Source organism: Rickettsiella grylli (assembly GCF_000168295.1).
GTDB classification, from domain to species: domain Bacteria; phylum Pseudomonadota; class Gammaproteobacteria; order Diplorickettsiales; family Diplorickettsiaceae; genus Aquirickettsiella; species Aquirickettsiella grylli.
The window spans coordinates 803,111-818,027 of the sequence record NZ_AAQJ02000001.1 but is presented as its reverse complement, the minus strand read 5'-3'; the positions used below and the strand labels follow the sequence as shown (position 1 = coordinate 818,027).

The window sequence follows — 14,917 nt, the reverse complement described above, 5'->3', positions numbered from 1 at the left end:
TCCTAAAAGTGAACGTAAATTTAATACTGACTTAAGCGGGGTAAGCCCATCTCTCCTTCTTGAGAAGAGTGTGGATCATTATCACAGGTTTTTTCACTGTCAAGGTGGGCTAGTTTTTGACACGCCATAAATAAAGCATTTAACGTCAATTTAGATCGAAGCAACCGATAATACTTTTTATTAAATTGTTGTAAATATTCATTTTTATCCTCTTCTCGGTTAAAAAAATTGCTTAATTCGATGACAGCTTTCAGCTCATATTCCGTTGATGAAAATAATCTAAAAAAATAATACTGATTGAGTTCATTGGCTTTTTTTAATTCTAAGTTATCCATGAGAGAATGCAGGAAAATTTTAGTTAAAATTTTTAAATTATCAAAACGCGAATAAAAATGATCTAAATTAAAATCATTTAATAAAAAGGTGGAACAATCTTTTGCTATTTTTGAAAATAATGCTTCATCCTGAGCGGAATGAGGCCATCGTGTTAATTGGTTAAAAACAAAATCAACCAGTAAGTGGTGAACCGGCTTAAAGACGTTCGGATCTTCTAACGAAGTAATAAACTTTAAAACATTTTTTAGAATAAGGGGGTATCGGGAATAAGCTATTTGAAAAGAATAATTATCTTGCTCATTTTTTTCGGTGAGTATTTCTAAAAAAATCGTAATACCTATTTTATCAATATGGTGATCAATAAAATTGAGCAGTGCATCAGAACCTATTTGTCTTTTAAGTTGAGAAGTCACTGACAAAATCGTTTTTCTAGCTTTATAATTATTCGTCAAAAAGGCTGAGATGTAATATTTTTCATCATAAACTTTTTTGAAAACAAAATCATAGATCTCCTCATTTTTAAAATAGTGAATATAGTCACTAAAAAACGCTAATAACGGTTGAACGGCTTCAATTTGATGAATTGCCGCTATCAATAATGCATTCGTATTAAATCTATCGTAGGTTAATAAGAATTCTTTAATAAATTCAGAGAGATTAGCTTGCATTTGACTATACTCAAGCAAAAGTGTAACGGACTCAGGTTGATATTTTGCCGCTATCATTAACGTACTATGTATAAGATTATTTTTTGTTAATAACAGCTGTTTAATAAATAAAGGGGAAAAAATTTTAGGATGCAATTGAATAAAATTGAGAATAATGGCAACATTTTTAGGGTGATTACGCACCGCTAACATGAAACTATTATAATCGTGATCATTGTTGTGAGCGATTAATTGAGGCCACTTTTCTGCTGGAAGAAGATCGGTATGTTCCTCAAGAAAATTAAGCGTAGGTTTTAAAGTCGGTGTATCATCCTTTGCTAATAAAATCAAAAGTGTCATATCAAAATTATAATGTTCAAAAAAAAGCTGCTCTAAAGTAGACAGCTTTTGATTAATATAAAATTTAATAAGCGGTAAAAATAATTCAGGATAAAAGCGCGCAAGCGTCAGCGTGTGATAGCCTTTTTCTGTTTTAGTAAGAAATAAAGTTTTTAAATGTTCAGAAAAAAATTCAATTTTTTCATTGATATAATCAAAAAGAATTTTTAACGATTCACACTGACGATCGGCAGCAAGCATCAGACAATTAAAATTATTAAGATTGCATAATAGGAAAAATTCAGGAATTTTTTCTAGAAAGAAATGATGAGTATGCGTATCAATAAAATGAAGAATAGCGCTTAATGCGCGTGGGCTATAAATCGAGGCTAACATGATAATAGAATTACCGTCTTCATTTTTTTCTAAAAACATTTTATTTAAAAGGTAAGGACCAAAATGATCAATATTGGCGGAAATGAATTTTAGAATGGACTGGGTTGCTTCAACTTGGTTTTGTACTGCTAACATTAACGCGGCGCACGTTTCATTCGAATTTCCGGTAAAAAAAAGTTTATGAATAGTTTTACGATCAATTTTTATATGCTGTGCTATAAAAGATAAAATTGTTTTCGTATAATCAGGAAAAAAATGAGTAATTAAAGTAACCGCAGTATAGCTATTTTTTTGCTGTTGTGTAACGAGTTTATATAATGTCTCCGTAGCGAAATGCCTAATATATGTAGTTAAAAAATTGATGATCATTTTAAATGCTTTCGCTTGTTTGATGGCGGCCAACATCAGTACATTATAGTTGTCATTTTGTCTTTCTAAAAAAAATTCTTGTAAAACCTCAGCATCTAATTCATGAATATTTTTTCCTAAAAAATTTAATAATAGATCCACGGCTTCAGCATGATAAGTAGCGGCTATCATCAATGCATTTTGATTGTAATTATTTTTCATTAAAAAAATATATTTAATGATAGAGGCGTTATGTTCGCTAATAATGGTTTTATAACGCGTAATAAAATTTAAGATAGCCAGAACAAGCAAGGGATTATATCGCGATCCTATCATGAGCAGATTTGAACCGCGTTGATTTTCTAAAAGTAAAGTGTCGGCTATTTTTTTAACATGACAATCTGTGAGCGGTAAATTTAAGTCAAATACTAACTGATAAGCAAGGATAATTTCTGCAGAATAACCCATATTCGTGGCTAATTGATCATTCAAATAGTCTATTAAAGTTGAGGCATGGGTCATAAAAAGGTTGCTTTGACTTAACTGTGAATAGTGCGTTGGAAATTTTTCATTTAATTCAACTAATTGCTCAAGTAATATCGTCAATCTTCTCTCGCTAATCAGTTCAGAAATCAATTGTTCGGTATCGTGCAATGGATTTTTTTTTAAAACGAAATTATAATAAGCGCTTTCAGTCAACGTGTTTATTATCGGAGTTTCAATAAATTTTTGATCGAGTAAGGCATTAAAAAAAGATTGATACAACTTTTCAAAATTAATGTTAACAAAACTGAAAATGAGGGGATCGTCTTTGTCATAATCGAGTATAAAATAATTAATCCAATTATTTGGATCATCGTCTACTTTATTAATATAATTCGGCAAAAAGTTTTGGATTAAATCTTCAATTTTAGTGACCAATTGTAACGATAAGCCGTTTTCGCTTTTTTTTTCGGGTTCTAATTCAGGAATAAGTTTTATAAATTCATGAATCAGTAAATTCGGTAAATTAAAAGGAGTAAATTTTTTACAAAAACTGGTTTGTAAAGCACATCGAATCGGATCTTCTGGAAAACTGTTTGTATATTGATCACCTGAAAAGTTGGCTTTTATGCCTAAACCGTCATTCGCTGCAACAACACTAAAATAATTCCATGCGTGGATTTCATTCGCGAGTGTCGAAGCGACATTATCTACAATTTCTTTTCGCACGACATAGAGTAGTTCAGTTAAATTACGAGGTCGATAAAACGAATTTACAATAATATTGACACGATTATGAAAGCCCTCCGTACAGAGCTTAATATCTTCGGTTAACTGGCTAAGAATAGATTCGCGAACATCCATGGAAAGTTTTCCTAGTTCTGAATCTAAATTCCCGAGTAGACGATGATAAATCAGTTGTAATTGTTCGGATAAAACTTTTTTTGCATTATAATAAGCACATTTACCAGCATGAAGTTCCAATGTATGATTGGATAATTCATCATTATATTCCGCAATAATGACTTGAAAATCGTCCAACCAATTTTCTTGGAGGGGCGGTAATTGAGTGATATCAATTTTAGGTAAAGGCGTATAACTTAAAGCCAGTTTTTTATTGATAGCAGGGTTGATTGGATATTCAGTGGTATTTTTTTTAAAAAATATTTTTAACATATAATGTCCCTTTTATAGTATGAAATAAACTATTTTTAAATAATTTTTTAGGAATTAAATTTAAATCGTAACCTTAAGAATATCAGTTCAATTTTATACAGACAATACGTTATAAGGAGTAAATTAATAGAAATATTTTTTAATTTAAAAAAAATTAATTTCATTAGAAAATTTTAAATGAACCAGGTTTGTTGTAAGTAAGCACCTTGCCAGAAATGCCATTCACAGAGGCTGGCTTGAGTAAAGGCGTTGATCATTTTTTGTTGGCCATGCGCGCTTGCCAGTAAAGCCAGTTTATTTAATGTGTTTATCATGTGTTCAACCGAGTCATTAAACGTTGAGCTGGAATATAAATCAATCCAATCTTGGTAGGGATTATTCAAAACGGTTTGAGAGGAAGCACGCTGTCCCACTTGTTGATAGATCCAAAAACACGGTAATAAACTCGCAACCGCTTCTTCTAAAGTGCCGGAGATCGCAAGTCGTAATAAATAATTGGTATACATAAAACAAAAAGGACTTTGTTGACGCGTTGTTAATGCGGCATGTTTTTTTAGAAAGTGACGATGAAGATCGCGTTCGGCATGTAATGCGTCCAGGGCTAATTGAATAAATTGTTCACAGTGTTTTTGATCGGACAATCGTGCTGCTGTGAGTGTCAGTGCTTTAGAAAAATCCACCAGATAAAGTGCATCTTGACTGAGATAAAAAATAAATTTTTCAAGCGGTAAACGCCCTTGGATAAGCTCTTGATTAAAGGGATGTTGATAAATTTTTGGCATCAGCGCCGAAACCGATTTTTTTAGTCGATCAAACATGGTTTCTCTTTTTTTAAAAAATAAAAGTGGTTTACTGGACCCTGGCCTTGTCCAAGATGTAAATCTTTTGCGGCTAAAAGGCATTGTGTTAAATAATTTTTTGCATGAAAAATGGCTTCAACCACGTTTAGACCTTGGGCAAGATAAGAGGCGATGGCTGCAGATAACGTGCAACCGGTACCATGCGTATTTTTTGTGTTTATTCGTGCTCGTTTAAAATAATGAATTTGTTTTTGCGAGAAATCGTAAAAAATATCAGAGGCATCGTATGGAGAATGCCCTCCTTTAAGCAGCACCGACACCTTATAACGTGTTGCCAATAAAACTGCAGCCTTTTGCATAGTGGTCGCATCGATGATTTTCAGATTTAAAAGAGATTCGGCTTCTGGAATATTGGGTGTAATCAATGTGGCTAAAGGAAATAAATCAGTCGCTAAAACCTGTATGGCCTGCGGTTTAAGAAGGGGGTGGCCGGTCTGAGTAATCATGACGGGATCAAGAACAATAAAAGGGGGTTGATATTTTTTTAAATTATGGCGGATTAAACGGATAATGCCTTCATGATAAAGCATGCCCAGTTTAACTGCGTTTATGGATAAATCAGTGAAGACAGCATCGATTTGCTGTTGAATAAAATCGAGTGGAATGTCTTGTAGACTGATAACGGCTTGTGTGTTTTGCGCAACTAAAACAGTAATAATACTGGCAGCATAACTGCCTGTTGCTGAAATTGCTTTGATATCCGCTTGAATACCTGCACCGCCCGAAGGATCAGTGCCCGCAATACTGACAACCTGTGCTAATTGAGAAGGGAAATTCATAACGATTATGATTGAGAAATAATGTGTGCGAATTTTTGACTCTGTTTAACCGGATCCGGGGTTTGAAAAACCGCTGATGCAACGGCAATACCGGCACAACCGGTCTCTAATACGGATTGAACATTTTCAAGTGTGATTCCACCGATAGCGACCACAGGTGCATTCAGTATACGCATAATCCGATTGAATTGAACAAGACCGAGCGGTGGTGTGGAAAATTTTTTCGTGACCGTTGAAAAGATGGGTCCGACACCAAAATAATCACAATCATAATGACGACATTGCTGTGCTTGTTGGCTATTTTCAATGGTTAGGCCAATAATTTTTTTATAACCACAGTGTTGACGAATCTCAGGGTAAGGTCGATCGGTCTGACCAAGATGGACACCGGCCGCATCAATCGCACACGCAATATCGGCGTGATCATTGATAATTAAAGGAATATTCCATGCCTGTAATAAATCAACTAATTGTTTACCGGTATCCATTATTTTTTTGCGACGTTGATTTTTCATACGAAGTTGAACGCAACGGACTGTATGGTTTAATACCCGTTGGACCGCATCGATGACTGACAAGGGTTCCGAGGCCTGTTCATCTGCCAGCAAGTAGTAAGAATAATCAATGTTCATGTGACACGTTCGGCTTCAGTAAATGTTGAACATCCTCTTTTTGTGCGGAATAAAAAAGGTCTAATAGGTTGGTGCAAAAGCTGGCGGGTCCATTGGACTTTTTTTCAGCATATTCGCTCACAAGACCCATAAAGGCCATGGTGTGAACGCACGCCCTCAATTTATCCGGGTTGACACTCAGGAAACTGCCCATCATGGCGGTTAAAGCGCAGCCCATACCAGTGACTTTCGTCAACAGAGCACTACCATAGCGTAATGCAACGTGTTGGGATGAACGAACAATAAAATCAGTTTTTCCGCTGACAACAACGATACATTCATATTTCTTTGCTAAGGCATAGGCTGAAGAAATCGCGTGTTCGCTGGGTTGTAACGTATCCACCCCTTTTGTTTTGATTGAACTATCCTGCAACGCCATAATTTCTGAAGCATTTCCACGAATAATGTCAACACCACGCTCAATGATGGTTAAAGCGGCTTGAGTACGATAAAAACTAGAACCTGCACCAACGGGATCCAACAGAATGGGGATTCCACGCTTTAATGCCGCATATTGACCCTGTTGAATACATGAAAGCCAATAGCTATCCAATGTTCCAATATTAATGACGAAGGCTTGTGCATTTTGAATCATGGTCTCTACTTCTTCTTTGGCATGGGCCATGAGGGGCAGAGCGCCTAATGCCAATAAAACATTCGCTACTGTTTGCATGACCACTAAATTTGTTATGTTGTGAATTAAAGGTTGGGTTTTTCGGATTTTTTCGACGTCCTGGAATAATGACGTTAAATTAAAAGGGTTCGTTTGATGGATTGATGTCCGCGTTAATTGATCGAGATCATTTTTTTTGAGAGTCATATCACATCTTCCTACGCAGGTTTTAGCCTGATCAGGTTAATAAGGGTTGAATAAGTGACTATTCTCTCAGCCTTTATTTCAAAAGGCACCCCCGGTGCTTTTCTCTATTAGATAGGAATGAACAAAAGGAGTCAAGAGGCATAGCACGTTTTAACGTAAACTGCTATAGTCTGCGCATGGAAATTCAAAAACTTAAGTTCGTTTGCGAAGCAGCTCTTTTTGCAGCGGGTGAGCCGGTTAGCTTAAAACGTCTTTTAGATTTATTCACCGACGAAGAGCGGCCTACCGCATCCGAGATGAAAAAAATACTCGCGGATTTGACACATGATTATCGCGATCGGGGCATTCACTTAAAACAACTGGCGAGCGGATATTGCTTTCAAACAGATAGCCTCCTTCATGACTGGGTAAAACGACTGTGGCCAGAAAAACCACCGCGTTATTCTCGTGCTTTTCTAGAAACATTAAGTATTATTGCGTATAAGCAACCCGTGACTCGTGGAGATATTGAAGCGATACGAGGGGTGGCAGTAAGCCCTCAGATTATTAAAGTTCTTTTGGAGCACGCGTGGATTCAGGTTGTTGGGCAACGTGAAGTACCTGGGCGTCCTAATCTCTATGCGACATCAACCTTATTTCTTGATCATTTTGGTTTAAAAACAGTGTCGGAACTACCCCCATTTCCTTCTAAAACGAATGAAGTGACCCCATGTCCGCGCGTTGACTACCATAACACGATTTAATTTTCTTGAAAGCATTCTCCTGTTTAAAGGAATTCGTATAACAGTGACTATTTTTTAAAAAAATAAATAATAAGTACGTACACGCGCAAAGAAAGAACCTTAATTGATTTTGATGAACGATGAGTGAAAAAATTCAAAAAATATTAGCCCATTTCGGCCTCGGATCGCGTCGCGAAATAGAACGTTGGATCCACGACGGTCGCGTTCATATTAATGGACAACCCGCGAAACTCGGCATGCGCATCCATTTGAAAGCGAAAGTCACGATAGATAATCAGCGGATTCGTTTAACAACGAATAAGCCATTTGAACGTCGCGTCTTGATTTACCATAAACCGCTCGGAGAAATTTGTTCACGTTCGGATCCTCGTCATCACGTCACTGTATTTGAGCATTTACCACGCTTGCGCGACCAGCGTTGGGTTATGATAGGTCGTTTGGATATGAATACCTCAGGATTATTAATTTTTACGAATGAGGGTGAATTTGCATACCGGCTATCGCACCCTTCTTATCAAATTGAACGAGAATATGTCGTGCGTGTCTTAGGGAAGGTGAATAAAAGCATGTTGGATCGCCTGAAAAAAGGGGTGATGTTGAAAGAAAAACGAGCCGCTTTCACATCTATCCAAGCGAGTGGCGGCTCGGGTGCAAATCGTTGGTACCATGTGGTCTTAAAAGAGGGTCGCAATCGAGAGGTCAGACGACTGTGGGAAACACAAGGTGTAACGGTCAGCCGTTTGATGCGGATACGTTTTGGTAACGTCAGTTTGCCTCACGATCTGAAAAAAGGACATTTTTTTGAGTTGAAAACGAAGGCGATAAAAAAACTTGCGCATTTAGTTGATTTAGATTAACTCAAAGGGATTGAGAAAAATGAATGGTTCAATTTCTCTCTTAAGGATGGATTAAGTTTTTTTAGGTAGACATGATCTTATGTAAGTAAAATTCTGACGCAAAGTCCATTATATTTTTTAATGAACCGACGAAAGGGTCAGTTGAGGATGAAAAAATCAACCCGTTTAAGACAAATGAATGTGCTGAGGGTTTGAAATTGAAATCAATTTACGCGTATAATCGCCCGGTCTTTTTTTACCCTTTTTAATAAGGCTTACCATTTGTGAGTAAACGACCTATTAACCTTAATTTATTGACGATCCGCTTTCCAATGACGGCGATTGTCTCTATTTTGCATCGGCTTTCCGGGTTTTTATTATTTTTAGCGATCCCTGTTTTTTTAATGCTCATGACATTGACCTTGCAGAGTCCTGAAGCCTTTTTTACAGTTCACGTTTGTTTTGAACATCCTTTAATGAAGTTATTTCTACTGGGTTTTTTAGCTGCACTTTTTTATCATTTATTTGCAGGTATTCGTCATCTATTTATGGATGCTGGTGTAGCGGATACCTTAAAATCAGCGCAATGGACAGCAGGGTTCGTGATGGTTGCAACGCTCGTTTTGACCAGTTTGATGGGAATTTATTTATGGTGAAAAATTTGACCAATGTCACGAGTCTTTCAGGTAATGGTTTGCGCGACTGGTTAATACAGCGAGTCACCTCGCTCGTTTTGGCCGCATACATTCTCTTTTTATTGGCTTATATAGGCTATCACCACCCTTTAGACTTTACGACCTGGCAGCATTTATTCTCTCATTTGAGCATGCGTTTATTTAGCACGTTATTTTTATTCAGTTTATTTTGGCATGCATGGGTGGGTTTATGGACGATCGTAACGGATTATATTCGATGGGCAAGTTTACGTTTGATGGTTCAACTTTTTATTATTATGACGCTATTTCTCTACTTGATTTGGGGTTTAGCTATTTTTTGGGGTGTAATCGATGGCTTTACCCACATACACATTTGATGTTGTTATTGTCGGCGCAGGAGGTGCCGGCATGCGCGCAGCATTACAATTAGCGCAAACCGGTCAGAAAGTGGCATTGATTTCTAAAGTGTTTCCGACGCGTTCGCATACTGTTTCAGCACAAGGTGGTATTACCTGTGCGTTAGGTAACGCCCATGAAGATGATTGGCGTTGGCATATGTACGATACCGTGAAAGGTTCTGATTATTTGGGCGATCAGGATAGTATAGAATATATGTGTCAAACAGGCCCACAAGCGGTGTATGAGTTAGAACACATGGGCTTACCTTTTTCACGAATGGATTCAGGAAAAATTTATCAACGTCCTTTTGGAGGGCAATCTAAAAATTTTGGCGGCGATCAAGCCGCGCGTACCTGCGCAGCAGCGGATAGAACCGGTCATGCCTTATTACATACCTTGTATCAACAAAATTTAAAAGCGAAAACGCATTTTTTTAATGAGTGGTATGCTGTTGATTTGGTGAAAACAGCCCAAAACCAAGTTGCTGGCTTAATCGCATTATGTATTGAAACAGGTGAAGTTGTTTTTTTTCATAGCCGTGCCACTATTTTTGCTACGGGTGGGGCTGGCCGAATTTTTCAATCAACGACCAATGCGATGATCAATACCGGCGATGGTATTGGTATGGCCCTACGGGCGGGTTTTCCGGTTCAAGATATGGAAATGTGGCAATTCCATCCGACAGGGATAGCCGGTGCGGGAGTATTAGTCACCGAAGGTTGTCGCGGTGAAGGGGGTTATTTAATCAATAAAAAGGGCGAACGTTTTATGGAACGTTATGCTCCTCATGCAAAAGATTTAGCATCGCGTGATGTGGTTGCACGTGCGATGGCACTCGAATTACGCGAAGGTCATGGCTTTAATCCGGAAGGGACGGACTATGTCAAATTAAAGCTTGATCATCTGGGTGCTGATTTGATTAAAAAACGGTTACCCGGAATTCGTGAATTGGCATTAACATTTGCTCATGTCGATCCCATTACAACGCCAATTCCCGTTGTGCCGACCTGTCATTATATGATGGGAGGCTTACCCACCAATGTTCACGGTCAAGTGATAACGCTGGATATTGAAGGTCAAGATCAAATCGTTGAAGGTTTATATGCGGTTGGAGAATGTGCTTGCGTTTCCGTGCATGGCGCAAATCGATTAGGGGGGAATTCTTTATTGGATCTCATTGTTTTTGGTCGCTCGGCAGGTTTGCATGTCAGTGAATCGTTAACCCAGGATTTGTCATTATCAGTGGTTACACAGGATGATATAGAAAGAGCATTAAGTCGATTCAATCGTTGGGAGCAGGCTAAACACGGTGAAAATTGGATTGAAATACGCAAAGCGATGCAAAAAGTGATGCAAACGGATTTCGGTGTATTTCGTACAGCACATTATATGGAAGAAGGGCTCATTAAATTAAAAGAATTGAGAGAACGTTTAAAACAAGCCATGTTAACGGACCACAGTCAAATTTTTAATACGGCACGGATAGAAGCCTTAGAGCTCGATAATCTTATGGAAGTGGCTTATGCTTCAGCGGTGTCCGCTTTAACGCGTGAGGAAAGCCGAGGGGCGCATAGTCGTGAAGACTTTCCAAAACGGGATGATAAAAACTGGTTAAAACATTTACTCTATTTTTCGAAACCGGAGTCGATAGCGTTGAGAGCCGTTAATCGCAAACCGTTAACGGTGCCACCCATGGAGCTGAAAGAAAGAACATACTAAGGTATCCACACAGCACCTTTTATTTGATTTTACTGACGATGACTCATTAGGCTTAATTATGCAATTTTCTATTTACCGTTATGATCCTGAAATCGATAATCAACCTTATATGCAGGATTACACCTTGGTGATAAAAGAAGGTCACGACATGATGTTACTGGAAGCCTTAGAACAGTTAAAGGAAGAGGATCAAACGTTAACATTTCGTCGTTCTTGTCGTGAAGGTGTTTGTGGATCGGATGGTATGAATGTGAATGGTAAAAATACGTTAGCGTGTATTACACCACTCTCGTCATTGCGTTCACCTATTGTGTTAAGACCGTTACCAGGCTTCCCTGTAATCCGGGATCTGGTCGTGGATATGGAATCGTTTTATCATCAATATGAAAAAGCACGCCCCTATCTCATGAATGCGAAGGAACCGCCGGTTAAAGAGCGCTTGCAATCACCTGAACAACGTGAAAAATTAGACGGTCTTTATGAATGTATTTTATGTGCGTGTTGCACGAGTGCTTGTCCGTCGTATTGGTGGAATCCCGATAAATTTTTGGGCCCCGCAGCGTTATTATGGCTCTGTCGTTTCTTGGTAGATAATCGGGATGATGCAAAAGACCAACGTTTAGCAGAATTGAATGATCTCTTTCGTTTATTTCGTTGCCGGACCATTATGAATTGTACATCGGTATGCCCTAAAGGGCTTAATCCTGCGAAAGCGATAGGCCATGTACGCTCGGTACTTTTACAAAAAGAGGTATAAAGAAGCACGCGTCGATCATTTCAATTATTTAAATAAATACAATAAACTATTCATTCCTAAGCGTTTATTTACTTCAAGTTTAATAGGAGTAATCGCTTAGACAACCAAAGTAAACAGGATAAATGTAACCGCCATGACTGAGCAATGTAAATCGGCGCAGGCCTTGCAGAAAAATTCTTATCTATTTAGTGCGAATGGAGCCTATTTAGAAACACTTTTTGAACAATATTTACACGATCCAAGCCAACTGAGTACAGAATGGCAAACCTATTTTAGTCAGCTTGTGGATAATGAAAAGGATGTATCGCATGCCGATATACGATCCTATTTTGCTGAATTAAGTCGTCGCCCCGCTGAAAAAGGCACCACATCCTTTTCAAAGGACCTGCCGTATAAATTACAACGATTAATCGATGCTTATCGTCGCTATGGACATTACCAAGCACACTTGGATCCTTTGGCACTCGCACCTAAACGAGAAATCGTCGATTTAAATTTAGAGCACTATGATATAAGTGAACAGGCGCTTTCGTCCATCGTGCATCTGAACGGTTTACTCGGATTGCAAAATGTGACAGTAGAAAGTGTACTGAACCATTTAAAAAAGATTTATTGTCGGAGTATAGGTTTCGAATATGAACATATTGCGTGCCATGCACAACGGACGTGGTTGCAAGAACGTATCGAATCAGTAACCGGAAAACCGGATTTTTCGGCCAAGGTTAAAAAAAATATTTTAAAAGGTTTAATTCGAGCGGATGGTTTAGAGAAATTTCTGGGTAATAAATTTGTTGCACAAAAACGGTTTTCGTTAGAAGGGGGGGATAGTTTAATTCCTTTATTAGAAGCGTTAATAACGGATGCAAGTCGTGCTGAAGTCGAAGAAATTGTGATAGGTATGGCGCATCGGGGAAGGTTGAACGTACTCATTAATATTTTAGGAAAATCGCCGGCTCAATTGTTTGAAGAATTTGAAGGTAAGATGATTCAAGAAAACCGATCCGGCGATGTCAAATATCACAAAGGCTTTGCAGCCGATTTAAAAACTGATCACGGTGTTATGCATGTGGCGATGGCGTTTAATCCGTCCCATTTAGAAATTGTTAATCCGGTGGTTGAAGGGTCAGTCCGCTCACGTCAAGAACGACGTCAAGAGGGAGGTCAACAGCAGGTGTTACCATTATTGATCCACGGTGATGCTGCTTTTTCCGGTCAGGGTGTTGTGATGGAAAATTTTGAATTATCACAAACCCAAGCGTATGGAACCGGCGGAACGTTACATATTGTGTTGAATAACCAACTCGGTTTTACAACCGATCCACAAAATGCGCGTTCAAGTTGGTATTGTACCGATCCGGCTAAAATGGTCGATGCGCCTATTTTTCACGTCAATAGTGATGATCCAGAAGCGGTGTTGTTTGCCATCCAGCTTGCATTTGATTTTAGACAAACTTTTCGAAAAGATGTTGTGATTGATTTAGTGTGTTATCGGCGTCATGGTCATAATGAAGCGGACGAACCTGCTGCGACACAACCTTTACTGTATCAAACGATCAAAGCATTACAAACACCCAAACAACGTTACGCAGATGTACTGATTCGTCAAGGTATTGTGACGTCTGAAGAGGTTCAACGTTGGTCGGATGATTATCGAAATCGATTAGATCAGGGTGAACCCGTGGTACAACGGCTGACTCCAGAGTATCAAAATCCCTATCGCATTGATTGGCGTCCTTATCGCTATCAAGCGTGGCGGTCGACCGTGAATACGGGAATTGATCGAAAACAATTAAAAAAATTGGCGACACAACTGGAGACCTTACCCGAAGGCTTTGTATTGCAAGCACAAGTGGCTAAGATTATGGCTGATCGTCAAAAAATGACGGCGGGCCATTTGCCCTTAAATTGGGGGTATGCCGAAATCATGGCTTATGCTACTTTATTACAGGAAGGTTACGGCGTTCGTCTGTCCGGTCAAGACAGTGAACGAGGGACCTTTTTCCATCGTCATGCCGTTCTCCATGATTTTAATACCAATCAAATGTACGTCCCTTTAGCTCAGATTGCTCATTCACCTCATGCATTTACTGCAGTGGATTCTATACTTTCAGAAGCTGCAGTGATGGCCTTTGAATATGGTTATGCGATTTCTAATCCGAATAGTTTAGTGATTTGGGAAGCGCAATACGGTGATTTCGTGAATGGTGCACAAGTCGTTATTGATCAATTTTTGAGTTCATCCGAACAAAAATGGGGGCGCTTGTGTGGTTTAGTGCTTTTTCTTCCGCACGCTTACGAAGGTTCAGGCCCTGAACATACGTCCGCCCGTTTAGAACGTTTCTTACAGTTGTGTGCGCAAGACAATATGCAAGTCTGCATTCCAAGCACACCTGCACAAATTTTTCACGTTTTACGCCGACAAATGTTACGACCTTATCGAAAACCTTTAATTTTAATGACCCCAAAAAGTTTACTACGCCACAAATTAGCGGTATCAACGTTACAAGCGTTAAGCGAGGGTCAGTGGCAATCGGTTATCTCTGATTTTGAAGTTGACGCCAACGCCATAAAACGGGTCGTTTTATGCAGCGGTAAAGTGTATTACGATTTATTCGAAATGCGTCGCGAACAAAAACAACAAGGTGTGGCATTGATTCGTATCGAGCAACTTTATCCTTTCCCGGATATCGAGTTGAAAGCGGCACTGAAACCTTTTTCGAACGTGAACGATATTGTATGGTGTCAAGAGGAATCAAAAAATCAAGGTGCTTGGTATTGGATTCAACATCATCTTATTTCGTGTCTTGAAAAAAATCAGCATTTACGCTATGTGGGTCGTTCAGCTTCAGCAGCGCCTGCAGTCGGTTCGCCGTTAGTGCACGCAGAAGAACAACACACATTGATTAAAGAAGCGTTAACGTAAAAGCATACATTTTAAAGAGGAATCCAGCA

At 38.7% G+C, this 14,917-nt stretch carries 12 protein-coding genes and 1 riboswitch; of the genes, 7 read left to right on the top strand and 5 right to left on the bottom strand.

What is annotated here, in order from left to right; genetic code table 11:
- Positions 1 to 20: 20 nt before the first annotated feature.
- From RICGR_RS03840 to thiM, 5 genes are all read right to left on the bottom strand, one after another.
- The gene (locus RICGR_RS03840) at positions 21 to 3,725 is read right to left on the bottom strand and encodes a hypothetical protein (protein WP_006035159.1); all 3,705 of its coding nucleotides are present in this window, start codon (positions 3,723 to 3,725) and stop codon (positions 21 to 23) included.
- A 173-nt stretch (positions 3,726 to 3,898) separates the two neighbouring features.
- Entirely contained in the window at positions 3,899 to 4,543 is a 645-nt protein-coding gene (tenA, locus tag RICGR_RS03835) for a thiaminase II (protein ID WP_006035566.1), read from the bottom strand.
- Positions 4,528 to 5,364: a bifunctional hydroxymethylpyrimidine kinase/phosphomethylpyrimidine kinase gene (thiD, locus tag RICGR_RS03830; protein ID WP_006034908.1), complete on the bottom strand. Its 837-nt coding sequence runs from the start codon at positions 5,362 to 5,364 to the stop codon at positions 4,528 to 4,530. Before thiD ends, tenA begins: the two co-directional genes overlap by 16 nt.
- Before the next feature lie 5 nt (positions 5,365 to 5,369).
- Positions 5,370 to 5,996 (bottom strand): thiamine phosphate synthase, encoded by a 627-nt coding sequence (gene thiE, locus RICGR_RS03825; RefSeq protein WP_006035213.1) that lies wholly within the window; start codon positions 5,994 to 5,996, stop codon positions 5,370 to 5,372.
- Positions 5,986 to 6,855 carry a hydroxyethylthiazole kinase gene (gene thiM / locus RICGR_RS03820; RefSeq protein WP_006034673.1) on the bottom strand — a complete coding sequence of 290 codons (870 nt, stop codon included), beginning with the start codon at positions 6,853 to 6,855 and terminating at the stop codon, positions 5,986 to 5,988. The genes thiE and thiM overlap by 11 nt, the downstream gene beginning before the upstream one ends.
- A riboswitch (TPP riboswitch) is annotated at positions 6,847 to 6,958 on the bottom strand. (Overlaps the previous gene by 9 nt.)
- Positions 6,959 to 7,031: 73 nt before the next feature.
- Here thiM and scpB point away from each other — a divergent pair.
- The 7 genes from scpB (at position 7,032) to RICGR_RS03785 (ending at position 14,888) form a co-directional block, all read left to right on the top strand.
- On the top strand, positions 7,032 to 7,598 hold the full coding sequence (scpB, locus tag RICGR_RS03815) for an SMC-Scp complex subunit ScpB (protein ID WP_006035059.1): 567 nt from the start codon (positions 7,032 to 7,034) through the stop codon (positions 7,596 to 7,598).
- Positions 7,599 to 7,717: 119 nt separating this feature from the next.
- Positions 7,718 to 8,455: a 23S rRNA pseudouridine(2605) synthase RluB gene (gene rluB / locus RICGR_RS03810; RefSeq protein ID WP_006035908.1), complete on the top strand. Its 738-nt coding sequence runs from the start codon at positions 7,718 to 7,720 to the stop codon at positions 8,453 to 8,455.
- Between the two features lie 263 nt (positions 8,456 to 8,718).
- A complete protein-coding gene (gene sdhC, locus RICGR_RS03805) occupies positions 8,719 to 9,090 on the top strand; it encodes a succinate dehydrogenase, cytochrome b556 subunit (RefSeq protein ID WP_006035314.1) in 372 nt (123 codons plus the stop codon).
- Positions 9,084 to 9,467 (top strand): succinate dehydrogenase, hydrophobic membrane anchor protein, encoded by a 384-nt coding sequence (sdhD, locus tag RICGR_RS03800; protein WP_006035883.1) that lies wholly within the window; start codon positions 9,084 to 9,086, stop codon positions 9,465 to 9,467. The genes sdhC and sdhD overlap by 7 nt, the downstream gene beginning before the upstream one ends.
- A complete protein-coding gene (sdhA, locus tag RICGR_RS03795) occupies positions 9,442 to 11,208 on the top strand; it encodes a succinate dehydrogenase flavoprotein subunit (RefSeq protein WP_006034825.1) in 1,767 nt (588 codons plus the stop codon). The genes sdhD and sdhA overlap by 26 nt, the downstream gene beginning before the upstream one ends.
- A 58-nt stretch (positions 11,209 to 11,266) precedes the next feature.
- On the top strand, positions 11,267 to 11,965 hold the full coding sequence (locus RICGR_RS03790) for a succinate dehydrogenase iron-sulfur subunit (RefSeq protein ID WP_006035622.1): 699 nt from the start codon (positions 11,267 to 11,269) through the stop codon (positions 11,963 to 11,965).
- A gap of 133 nt (positions 11,966 to 12,098) precedes the next feature.
- Entirely contained in the window at positions 12,099 to 14,888 is a 2,790-nt protein-coding gene (locus tag RICGR_RS03785) for a 2-oxoglutarate dehydrogenase E1 component (RefSeq protein WP_006035514.1), read from the top strand.
- Positions 14,889 to 14,917: the final 29 nt, after the last annotated feature.

Bases quoted from the DNA above. Each gene is read 5' to 3' on its own strand.
- RICGR_RS03840 (WP_006035159.1), bottom strand. From the start codon at position 3,725: ATGTTAAAAATATTTTTTAAAAAAAATACCACTGAATATCCAATCAAC.
- RICGR_RS03790 (WP_006035622.1), top strand. From the start codon at position 11,267: ATGCAATTTTCTATTTACCGTTATGATCCTGAAATCGATAATCAACCT.
- tenA (WP_006035566.1), bottom strand. From the start codon at position 4,543: ATGTTTGATCGACTAAAAAAATCGGTTTCGGCGCTGATGCCAAAAATT.
- thiM (WP_006034673.1), bottom strand. From the start codon at position 6,855: ATGACTCTCAAAAAAAATGATCTCGATCAATTAACGCGGACATCAATC.
- thiE (WP_006035213.1), bottom strand. From the start codon at position 5,996: ATGAACATTGATTATTCTTACTACTTGCTGGCAGATGAACAGGCCTCG.
- sdhA (WP_006034825.1), top strand. From the start codon at position 9,442: ATGGCTTTACCCACATACACATTTGATGTTGTTATTGTCGGCGCAGGA.
- rluB (WP_006035908.1), top strand. From the start codon at position 7,718: ATGAGTGAAAAAATTCAAAAAATATTAGCCCATTTCGGCCTCGGATCG.
- thiD (WP_006034908.1), bottom strand. From the start codon at position 5,364: ATGAATTTCCCTTCTCAATTAGCACAGGTTGTCAGTATTGCGGGCACT.
- RICGR_RS03785 (WP_006035514.1), top strand. From the start codon at position 12,099: ATGACTGAGCAATGTAAATCGGCGCAGGCCTTGCAGAAAAATTCTTAT.
- scpB (WP_006035059.1), top strand. From the start codon at position 7,032: ATGGAAATTCAAAAACTTAAGTTCGTTTGCGAAGCAGCTCTTTTTGCA.
- sdhD (WP_006035883.1), top strand. From the start codon at position 9,084: ATGGTGAAAAATTTGACCAATGTCACGAGTCTTTCAGGTAATGGTTTG.